Source organism: Candidatus Methylomirabilota bacterium (assembly GCA_035260325.1).
Lineage (GTDB): Bacteria > Methylomirabilota > Methylomirabilia > Rokubacteriales > CSP1-6 > AR19.
This window is the reverse complement of sequence record DATFVL010000091.1, coordinates 1-10,271: the sequence shown is the minus strand read 5'-3', so window position 1 is coordinate 10,271 and position 10,271 is coordinate 1. Positions and strand designations below refer to the sequence as shown.

The window sequence follows — 10,271 nt, the reverse complement described above, 5'->3', positions numbered from 1 at the left end:
GGGACGAGCCACGCCGCGAGCCGGAGACCGTCGTCGGTCGTGATCGTCACGTCCTCGACGACGAGTCCGACGTCCTTGGGGGTCAGCGCGACGACGAGCCGCGGCGGCCGCACCGCGAGCCAGAAGACGAGGAGGCTCGCGCCGAGAAACCCGGCGACGGCGACCGCCGCGTAGAGGACGAGCCTCACGCGCTGATGCTAGGGCCCGGTCCGGCGCCCGTCAACGCCCCGTGCGCTTATAATCCCGCCATGCGCTGTCCCGGCTGCCAGGCCGACAACCCCCCGCAGAATCACTTCTGCGACCAGTGCGGCGCCGCGCTCGAGGCCGCGTGTCCGGCGTGTGGCGCGGCGCTCCGGTCGGGCGCCAAGTTCTGCGGAGCATGCGGCCACCGCGTCGGGGAGGCGGCGGCCCCAGCGACGCCTCCCGCTGCGGCGCCTCCCGCGGCGGCGCCGAGGCCCTCCCCGCCGGCCGAGTCCCGGAGCCCGCGCGCGTCGTACACTCCGAAGCACCTCGCCGACAAGATCCTCAAGTCGCGCTCGGCGCTCGAGGGCGAGCGCCGCCAGGTGACGGTGCTCTTCGCCGACGCCGCCGGGTTCACCGCGCTCGCCGAGAAGCTCGATCCCGAGGAGGTCCACCGCATCATGGACCGCTGCTTCGAGCTGATCACCGCCGAGGTGCACCGGTTCGAGGGCACGATCAACCAGTACACGGGCGACGGCGTCATGGCCCTCTTCGGCGCGCCGATCGCCCACGAGGATGGCCCGCGGCGCGCGGTGCACGCGGCGCTCGGCATCCATCGCGCGCTGCGCGACTACGGGAAGGAGCTGCAAGGGCAGCGCGGGGTCGGCGTCCAGATGCGCATCGGCGTCAATACCGGGCCCGTCGTCGTCGGCAAGATCGGCGACGACCTCCGCATGGACTACACCGCGGTCGGCGACACGACGAACCTCGCGGCGCGGATGCAGCAGAGCGCGCGGCCGGGCAGCGTGGTCGTGACCGAGGCGACGCACAGGGTGATCGCGGGCTACTTCGAGACGCTCGACCTCGGCGAGCGGGAGGTCAAGGGCCACGCGCCGGTCCGCGCGTTCGAGGTGCTCCGCCCGCGCGCGCGGCGCTCGCGGCTCGAGGCGGCCGTCGAGCGCGGCCTCACACCGCTCGTCGGACGGGAGCGCGAGCTCGCGACCCTGCACGAGCGCTTCGCGGAGGTGAAGGCCGGCCGCGGCCAGGTCGTCCTCGTCGCCGGGGACGCGGGGATCGGCAAGTCGCGCCTGCTCCTCGAGTTCCGTCGCTGGCTCGGCGACGTCGGAGAGAACATGACATGGCTCGAGGGACAGTGCGTGTCCTTCGGCCAGTCGATCCCGTTCCTGCCGCTCACCGACCAGCTCCGCGAGAACTTCAGGATCGAGGAGTTCGACGGCGAGCCCGAGATCATCGCGAAGGTCGAGCACGGGATGCGCCGCATGGGCGAGCTGGAGCCTCACATCCCGTACGTGCGGCATCTGCTCTCCGTCGATCCAGGCGATCCCGCGATCCCCGTCATGGACGCCGCCGCGCGGCGCCGGAAGATCTTCGACGCGGTTCGCGCACTCTCGCTGCGCGGCGCGCGGCTCCGCCCGCTCGTGCTCGTGATCGAGGACCTCCACTGGGTGGACCCGAGCACGGAAGAGTACCTCGCGTCCGTCATCGATTCGGTCGCGAGCGTGCCGCTCATGCTCGTCCTGACCTATCGCGTCGGGTACAATCCGCCGTTCGGGTCGCGCAGCTTCTTCACGTCGCTCGCGCTCCACACGCTGTCCGAGGCCGAGGCGCTCGCGATGGCCGGCGGGGTCCTCGGCGCCGAACGGCTCCCCGACGAGCTCCGGGCCGCGCTCATGCAGAAGGCCGAGGGCGTGCCGCTGTTCATCGAGGAGGTGACCAAGACGCTCCTCGACCTCGGCGTGCTCCGGAAGGAGGGTGACGGTTACCGGCTCGTCGAGCAGATCGGCGGGGTCAGCGTGCCCGACACGATCCAGGACATCATCATGGCGCGGCTCGACCGGCTCGGCGACGACGGCAAGCGCACGGTCCAGCTCGCCTCGGTGATCGGCCGGCAGTTCCTGGTCCGGCTCCTGCAGCGCGTCGGCGGACTCGAGGACCGCCTGGAGGGGCTGCTGCTCGAACTGAAGAAGCTCGAGATCATCTACGAGCTCGGACTGCTCGCGGAGCCGGCCTACATCTTCAAGCACGCGGTGATCCAGGACGTCGCCTACAACAGCCTGCTGAAGGAGCGGCGCCGGGAGCTCCACCGCGCCGTCGGCTACGCGATCGAGGAGCTCTACGCGGACCGGTTGACCGACCACTACGAAGAGCTGGCGCATCACTTCTCGCAGGGCGAGGAGTGGGCGAAGGCGTTCGACTATCTCGTGAGCTCGGGCGACCGGGCCAAGGACGCCTACGCCAACCAGCTCGCCCTCGACGTCTACGGCCGCGCGCTCGAGGTGGCGCCGCGGATCTCAGCGCCCTTGCCTCCGCGGCGGCTCATGGAGATCCATCAACGCCGGAGCCGCGTGTGGTTCCTCCTCACACGGTATGCCGACGCGATCGCGGAGTCGACCCGGATGCTGGGGCTGGCGCGGCAGGCGCGCGACCGCCACGCGGAGGGCGAGGCGCTGGTCGACCTGGCCCTCGAGCACTACGCGACCTTCTCCACGGAGAACATCCCCGCCGTGAAGCGGTTCGCCGAAGAAGCGCACGCCATCGCTCGAGAGACCGGCGATCAGCCGGTGCTCGCCAAGAGTCTCACCTACCTGGCGCTCCTGGATCAGGTCGACGGCAAGCTGGTCGACGCTGACCGGAACCTCCACGAGTCGCTCCGCATCAGCGAGGCTGGGGGCTTCCGCGACACCATCGCGCAGAACCTGACCTGGCTCGGCGCCCACGCCGAGTGGCGCGGCGACTTCCGGAACGCAATCGCGGTGACCCGTCGGGCGCAGGCGGCCGCCGCGGAGATCCACGACGGCTTCTTCGAGCTGCTCGGGCCCGCCTTCACCTGCCTCGCCCACATCGGCCTCGGCGAGTACGCGCAGGCGCGCGCCATCATCCAGGACGGTCTCGCCAAGGCCCGCGAGCGCAACAACCTTTTCTTCCAGGCCCGCCTCGGCAACACCCTCGGCTGGCTCCACCAGGAGCTCGGCGACTTCGCGCGCGCCCGCGAGCTCGACCTCGAGAGCGCCGACCTCGGCCGCCGCATCAAGAACCCCAACGTCGAGATCAGCGCGGCCATCAACCTCGGTCTCGACCACCTGAGCCTGGACGGGCCGCGGAAGGCGCTGGGCCATCTCGAGGACTGCATGACGCGCGTGGAGAAATTCGGATTCGGCGCCCACCGCTGGCGCTGGTCGATCCACACCGCCGTCTACCTCGCGGAGACGCTGCTCGCCGATGGGCAGCCGGAGGGGGCGCTCGGGCAGATCGAGCGGGCGCTGGTGCAGGCGCACGCGACCGGCTCGATGAAGTACGTCGGGAAGTCCTTGGCGGTCAGAGGTGAGATCGCGCTGCGCGCGCGGCGGTGGGCGCAGGCGGAGCACGATCTCGGCGAAGCGCTCGCCATCGCGCGCCGGATCCAGTACCCGACGCTCACGTGGCAGGCCGCGCACCTCCTGGCGCGCGCGCAGGTGGAGCAGAAGAAGGTCGAGGCCGCCGTCGCCACGGCGCGCCTCGCCGCCGAGACGATCGACGCGACGGCCGCGCGCGCGCCCGAGCGCGCGCTGAAGGACTCGTTCCTCGCCTGGCCGCGCGTCCAGGCGGCGCTGGAGGACCTGGAGCGGATCCGGCGAGCCTGACCCTCAGTCGCTCCCAAGGAGGCCATACCATGGCGGTCGCACGGGTCACCAAGATCATCGGGTCGTCTCCGCGAGGCTGGCAGGAGGCCGCGGACGAGGCCATGAAGCGGGCGAACAAGACGCTCCGGAACGTCACGGGCATCCACCTCCTGGAGCAGAAGGCGCACGTCGAGAAGGGGAAGATCACGGAGTACCGGGCGACGATCGAGGTGACGTTCATCCTGGAGGGCTAGCGATGCCCCGCGGGTCTACGATCTCCGGGTGATCGCCGAGACGACGCTGGGCGCGCTCGCCGCCCTGGCCTCCGCGCTGAGCTGGGCGGTGACCAGCCTCCTCGTGCGCTCGCTGATCGGCGAGCTCGGGTCGTTCGGCATCAACGCGCTCCGCTCGAGCGTCGGGGGCGCGATCCTCCTCGCCTGGGTCCTCGCGACGGGCGGGATCGGCGCGCTCACCGCCATGTCCGCCGGCGCGTTCGGCCTCCTGGCCCTGTCGATCGTCGCGGCGATCACGGTCGGCGACACGGTGTTCTTCGAGAGCACGCGCGTCCTCGGCGTGGGCCGCGCCATGACGATCTCGATGACCTACCCGGTGGGCGCCGCCCTGCTCGCCGCGGCCTTCCTCGACGAGCCGCTCACGCCCACGCTCGCCGCCGGCACGCTCCTGACCCTCGGCGGGCTCACGCTGATCGTCGCGCCCTGGGCGGAGCGCGCGCCGGACGAGCGGTTCTGGTTCGGGGTGGGAACGGCGACGCTCGCGTCGCTCGCGTGGGCGGTTTCCATCGTCGTCCTCAAGCCACCGCTCCGCGAGGTGGAGCCGGTGATTGCGCAGGCGATCCGGCTGCCGCTGGCGGCGGCGACCCTCTGGGCGACGCCGTGGGCGCGCGGCGCCCTCGACGGGCTCGGCCGGCGCGGGCGGCCGGTGCTCGCGCGGCTCGCCGTGCTGAGCGTCCTCACCGCGGTGAGCTCGGTGCTGTTCGTGGCCGGGGTCAAGTACGCTGGCGTCGGGGTGGCGGCGGTGCTGTCGTCGACGGCACCGATGTTCGCGATCCCGCTCGGGTTCGTCTTCTTCGGCGAGCGGCTGTCCCGCGGCGCGCTGCTGGGCGCCGGCGTCACGATCGCCGGGATCGTGGTGCTGCAGCTCTGAGGGTCTGAGGCGTTCCTTCGAGCGCCGGCTCCGCCGGCGCAACGGATTTCCGGGCAAGCCCGCCGCGGGTCATCGGTGGGGGGTGTCGGGGGGAGCGGCGCCGCTCCCCCTGACGGTGATTAGAAGCGGCGGCGGCCGGCGAGCGCGCGCTTCCGCAGGCGGAGCGACTTCGGCGTCACCTCGAGCAGCTCGTCCTCGCGGATCCACTCGAGGCACTGCTCGAGGTTCATGACGCGGGGCGGGGTGAGCTTGGTGGCGTCGTCCGCGGTGGACGCGCGCATGTTGGTGAGCTTCTTCTCCTTCGTGATGTTGACGTCGAGGTCGTTGTCGCGCGCGTTCTCGCCGACGATCATCCCCTCGTAGACCTCGAGGCCGGGGGCGACGAACATCACGCCGCGGGCCTGGAGGTTGTCGATCGCGTACGCGGTGGTGCGGCCCGCCCGGTCGGCGACGAGCGCGCCGTTCTGCCGGTGCTCGATCTCGCCCTGCCATTCGTCCCAGCCGTCGAAGAGGTGGTTGAGGAGGCCGGTGCCGCGGGTGTCGGTGAGGAACTCGGTGCGGTAGCCGATGAGGCCGCGCGCGGGGATGCGGTACTCGAGCCGCACGCGTCCCGTCCCGTGGTTGACCATCTTCGCCATCGCGCCCCGCCGCGGGCCGATCTTCTGGGTGATGGCGCCGATGTACTCCTCGGGGACGTCGATGACGAGATACTCCATCGGCTCGAGCGTCCGGCCGCCCTCCGCGCGCGTGATGATGGTCGGCTTGCCGACCTCGACCTCGTAGCCCTCGCGCCGCATCATCTCGATGAGGATCGCGAGCTGCAGCTCGCCGCGGCCCGAGACGCGGAAGGTGTCGGGCGAGTCCGTCTCCTCGACGCGGATGCCGACGTTGACGCGCTTCTCCTTCATCAGCCGGTCGCGGAGCTGGGGCGAGGTGACGAACCGGCCCTCCCGGCCGGCGAACGGCGAGACGTTGGCCGAGAAGAGCATCGACACGGTCGGCTCGTCGATCCGGATGAGCGGGAGGGCCTGCGGGCTCTCCGCGTCCGCCACCGTCTCGCCGATCTCGATGACCTCGATGCCGGCGATCGCGACGATGTCGCCCGGGCCCGCCTCCGCGATCTCGATCCGCTTCAGGCCCTCGTAGCCGTAGAGGACGGTGACCTTCGCGAACTCGGTCGAGCCGTCGCGATGGACGACCGCCACGCGGTCGGCCTGGCGGATCCGACCGTTGACGATCCGCCCGATGAGCAGCCGGCCCACGTAGTCGTCCCAGTCGAGCATCGCGACCCGGAACTGGAGCCCCGCCGCGGGATCGAACCGCGGCGCCGGGACCGTGGCGAGGATCGTCTCGAAGAGCGGCTCGAGCGACTGGCCGGGCTCCGCGAGGCGGCGCGTGGCCGTGCCCAGCCGGGCGTCGGTGTAGAGGACGGGGAACTCGAGCTGGTCCTCGGTCGCGTCGAGGTCGATGAAGAGGTCGTAGATCTCGTCGAGGACCTCCGCCGGGCGCGCGTCGGCGCGGTCGATCTTGTTGACGACGACGATCGGCGGCAGGCCCGCCTCGAGCGCCTTCTTCAGCACGAACCGCGTCTGCGGCAGCGGCCCCTCGGCCGCGTCCACGAGGAGCAGCACCCCGTCCACCAGCGTCAGCGTCCGCTCGACCTCCGAACCGAAGTCCGCGTGCCCCGGCGTGTCCACGATGTTGACGCGGACGTCCCGGTACACGACGGCCGTGTTCTTGGCCATGATCGTGATGCCCTTCTCCCGCTCGAGGTCGATCGAGTCCATGATCCGCTCGGGGACCGACTCGTTCTCGCGGAAGAGGCCGGACTGCCAGAGCATGGCGTCCACGAGGGTGGTCTTGCCGTGGTCGACGTGGGCGATGATCGCGATGTTGCGGATGCTCTCGCGCTGCTGCATCTGTCCATCGTATCACGCGGAATCCGAGGCGACAGGTGTCACGCGAATCTAGGGCGGACGGCACCCGCCATAGTACCCTCTGGGCATGGGCGCGCTCCGCTGCCCGAAGTGCGGTCAGGCGCGCGCGCGGCGCTGCCATCGCGAGGGCGTCCTCGAGCACGCGCTCAGCGCGTTCTACGTCTATCCCTACCGCTGCCAGCTCTGCGCGCGCCGGTTCCGCGCGCTCCAGTGGGGCAAGCGCTACGCGAAGCAGGCGGAGGACCGCCGCGAGTACGAGCGCGTCCCGCTGCGCGCGCCGCTCGTCGCCGTGAGCGGCGGCACGAGGATCGAGGGCGAGATGCTCGACCTCTCGGTCCAGGGCTGCACGGCGCGGACGCGCACGCCCCTCCGCGCGGGGGCGAACGTGCGGCTCGAGATCGAGCTCGAGCCCGGCGCGCCGCCGGTGGTGGTCGCGGCGGCGCTGGTCAAGTCGGTCGGGACGGACAGGGTCGGCCTCTACTTCATCGGGATCGGCGACGACGAGACGCTCCGCATCCGCCGCGCCCTGACCGCGCTCCACCGCGCCACGCACGACGCGGGCGTGCCCCCGGCGCCGCCCATCCGCGAGGACGGCCGGCTCCAGTTCCTCCGGTCGACCGGCTTCTGGGTGACGGCGCTCGTCGTCGTCCTGGCGGCCCTCGTCCTGACGGTCCTGTTTCCCACCTTCTCGCGCTGCGTGTGGGGCGTGACGTGCTGAGCGTGTTGAGTATAATGACGCGTACGCTCACGTCCCGGAGGCTGCGCACGGTGATCGGACGCTCGCTGGCCCCCGCCCTCCTCGTGATGGCCGCGGTGGCGGCGCCGGGGCTCGCCCAGACGGCGCCGGGGAAGGCCGCGCCCGCGCCGCAGGCGGTCATCACGCTCGAGAAGGGCGGGCAGATCACGCTCGAGCTGTTCCCCGCGGACGCGCCCCGGCACGTCGAGAACTTCACGAAGCTCGCGCGGCAGGGCTTCTACGACGGCCAGCGCTTCCACCGCGTCGAGGACTGGGTGGTGCAGGCGGGCGACCCGCAGTCGAAGACCCTGCCGCCCGGCAACGCGCGGGTGGGCACGGGCGGCCCGGGCTACACGATCAAGGCCGAGTTCAACAGGCGGCCGCACGAGCGCGGCGCGCTCGGCATGGCGCGCGGCGACGACCCGGACTCCGCGGGCAGCCAGTTCTACATCACGCTGAAGCCCGCGCGCGGCCTCGACGGCCAGTACACGGTCTTCGGCCGCGTCGTGAAGGGGATGGAGCTCGCGGACCGGCTTCAGGTCGGCGACCGGATCCGGACCGTCCGGATCGTGGGCCCATGAGGAGTCGCACGTGAAGCAGACGGCGGTCATCGTGCTGGACAAGGGCGGCGAGATCCGGCTGGAGTTCTTCGCCGCGGACGCGCCGAAGACGGTCGAGAACTTCGTCACGCTGGCGAAGAAGGGCTTCTACAGCGGCCTCACCTTCCACCGGGTCGTCCCCGACTTCGTCGTGCAGGGTGGCTGCCCCAAGGGCAACGGGACCGGCGGCCCGGGCTACACGATCAAGGCCGAGTTCAACACGCAGAAGCACGTCCGCGGGGCCCTGGCGATGGCGCGCAGCCAGCACCCGGACTCGGCGGGCAGCCAGTTCTACATCTGTTACGGCTCCACGCCGCACCTCGACGGCCAGTACACGGTCTTCGGCCGCGTCACCTCCGGCATGGAGCACGTCGACCGGATCCGGCAGGGCGACCGGATGACGTCGGTAACGATCGTCGAGGAGTAGGCGGTGGCCTGGTCGTTGCTCGTGCGAAACGGCGCGCTCGTGGACGGCACCGGCGCGCCCGCGCGCGCCGCGGACGTGGCGCTCGAGGGTGACAGGATCGCCGCCGTGGCGCCCCGGCTCGAGGGCCAGGCCGCGCGCGTGATCGACGCCAGCGGCCTCGTCGTCGCGCCGGGCTTCATCGACGCGCACTCCCACTCGGACCTCTTCTACCTCGGCTGCCCCGCGGCGGAGTCGAAGCTCCGGCAGGGCTGCACGACCGAGGTCGTCGGCATGTGCTCCTTCTCCCAGGCGCCGATCGCGCCGGGAGGCGAGCACGCCGTCCGCGACTGGGCGGGCGGCATCGGCGCGAGCGTCGATCTCCGCTGGGAGACCTTCGGCCAGTACCTCGACGCGCTCCGCTCCGTCCGGCCGTCGATCAATGTCATTCACTTCGTCGGGCACGGCGCGCTGCGGCTCGCCGCCGTCGGCCCGGCCAACCGCCCGGCCTCGCCCGACGCCGTGCGGAGCATGCAGCGGCTGCTCGACGAGGCGATGGACGCCGGCGCGTGGGGCTACTCGACCGGGCTCGTCTACCCGCCGAGCGCCTACGCGACCACCGAGGAGCTGATCGCGCTGGCCCGCTCCATGGCCAAACGCGGTGGCCTCTACTTCTCGCACGTCCGCGGCGAGAGCGCGACGGTCGAGGACTCGATCCGCGAGGCGATCCGCATCGGCGAGGAGAGCGGAGTCGGCGTGCAGATCGCCCACGTGAAGGTGGGCGGGCGTGAGAACTGGGGCAAGATGGACCGCGTGCTGCGGTTGATCGACGACGCACGAGCACGCGGCGTCGACGTCGCCGGCGACGTCTATCCCTATCACGCGGGCAGCACCAAGATGGACAACCTCCTGCCCGCCTGGGTCCACGACGGCGGCCTGCCGAAGCTCCTCGAGCGGATCGCCGACAAGGCGACGCGCCGGCGCATCGTCGAGGAGTGCCTGGTGGACGGCGAGCGCTGGCGCACCCTCTCGCAGGGCGGGGTTGGGTTCGACGAGATTCTGATCGCGACGTGCCGCCGGCACGAGGTGGAGGGCCTCACGCTGGCGGCCTTCGCGCGGCAGGCGGGCAAGACGCCCGCCGAGGCGATGCTGGACCTCCTGCTCGAGGAGCGCGCGACGGTCGGGATGGTCTCGTTCTCGCAGAACCTCGCGAACGTCGCCAAGGTGCTGGCGCATCCGGCCATCATGATCGGCTCGGACTCGATCGGGCTGTCCGAGGGGGTGGGGCCGAAGCACGGCAAGCCGCACCCGCGCATGTACGGGACGTTTCCCCGCGTCCTCGGCGAGTACGCGCGCGAGCAGAAGCTCTTCTCGCTCGAGACGGCGGTCCACAAGATGACGGGGATGCCGGCCGCGCGGCTCGGCCTCCGCGACCGGGGCGTCGTGCGCGCGGGGGCCGCCGCCGACCTCGCCGTCTTCGATCCGGCGACCGTGAAGGACGAGGCGACCTTCGCCGACCCCCACCGGTACCCCGGCGGCATTCCGTACGTCGTCGTCAACGGCGCCCTGGTCGTGGACCGCGGCAGCTTCCACGCGGCGGGCGCCGGCCGGGTGCTCACGCGCTCATGAGCG

Annotated in this window: 9 protein-coding genes; 7 read left to right on the top strand and 2 right to left on the bottom strand. The window is 71.6% G+C overall.

Translation table 11 applies throughout. The features are described 5' to 3' along the window. A partial coding sequence (locus tag VKG64_06450) for an alpha/beta hydrolase (GenBank protein ID HKB24681.1) occupies nt 1-188 on the bottom strand: 188 nt, incomplete at its 3' end. A gap of 60 nt (nt 189-248) precedes the next feature. On the opposite strand from VKG64_06450, the gene VKG64_06445 reads away from it, so the two are divergent. Genes VKG64_06445 through VKG64_06435 form a run of 3 tightly spaced genes read left to right on the top strand, consistent with a single transcriptional unit; the run spans nt 249 to nt 4,964 of the window. Further along, complete coding sequence (locus tag VKG64_06445; GenBank protein ID HKB24680.1) at nt 249-3,821, top strand: adenylate/guanylate cyclase domain-containing protein; 3,573 nt, start codon at nt 249-251, stop codon at nt 3,819-3,821. 29 nt (nt 3,822-3,850) lie between these two features. Further along, nucleotides 3,851-4,054: a dodecin family protein gene (locus VKG64_06440; protein ID HKB24679.1), complete on the top strand. Its 204-nt coding sequence runs from the start codon at nt 3,851-3,853 to the stop codon at nt 4,052-4,054. A 28-nt stretch (nt 4,055-4,082) separates the two neighbouring features. Beyond that, nucleotides 4,083-4,964, top strand: coding sequence for a DMT family transporter (locus VKG64_06435; protein HKB24678.1), 882 nt, complete (start codon nt 4,083-4,085; stop codon nt 4,962-4,964). A 119-nt stretch (nt 4,965-5,083) separates the two neighbouring features. On the opposite strand, the gene typA is transcribed toward VKG64_06435, so the two are convergent. Beyond that, a complete protein-coding gene (gene typA / locus VKG64_06430) occupies nt 5,084-6,883 on the bottom strand; it encodes a translational GTPase TypA (GenBank protein ID HKB24677.1) in 1,800 nt (599 codons plus the stop codon). Nucleotides 6,884-6,968: 85 nt separating this feature from the next. On the opposite strand from typA, the gene VKG64_06425 reads away from it, so the two are divergent. Genes VKG64_06425 through VKG64_06410 form a run of 4 tightly spaced genes read left to right on the top strand, consistent with a single transcriptional unit; the run spans nt 6,969 to nt 10,268 of the window. Next, the gene (locus tag VKG64_06425; GenBank protein ID HKB24676.1) at nt 6,969-7,619 is read left to right on the top strand and encodes a PilZ domain-containing protein; all 651 of its coding nucleotides are present in this window, start codon (nt 6,969-6,971) and stop codon (nt 7,617-7,619) included. A gap of 50 nt (nt 7,620-7,669) precedes the next feature. Further along, on the top strand, nt 7,670-8,218 hold the full coding sequence (locus VKG64_06420) for a peptidylprolyl isomerase (protein ID HKB24675.1): 549 nt from the start codon (nt 7,670-7,672) through the stop codon (nt 8,216-8,218). 10 nt (nt 8,219-8,228) lie between these two features. Further along, complete coding sequence (locus VKG64_06415) at nt 8,229-8,663, top strand: peptidylprolyl isomerase (protein HKB24674.1); 435 nt, start codon at nt 8,229-8,231, stop codon at nt 8,661-8,663. A gap of 3 nt (nt 8,664-8,666) precedes the next feature. Further along, nucleotides 8,667-10,268, top strand: coding sequence for a D-aminoacylase (locus tag VKG64_06410; protein HKB24673.1), 1,602 nt, complete (start codon nt 8,667-8,669; stop codon nt 10,266-10,268). Nucleotides 10,269-10,271 lie beyond the last annotated feature (3 nt).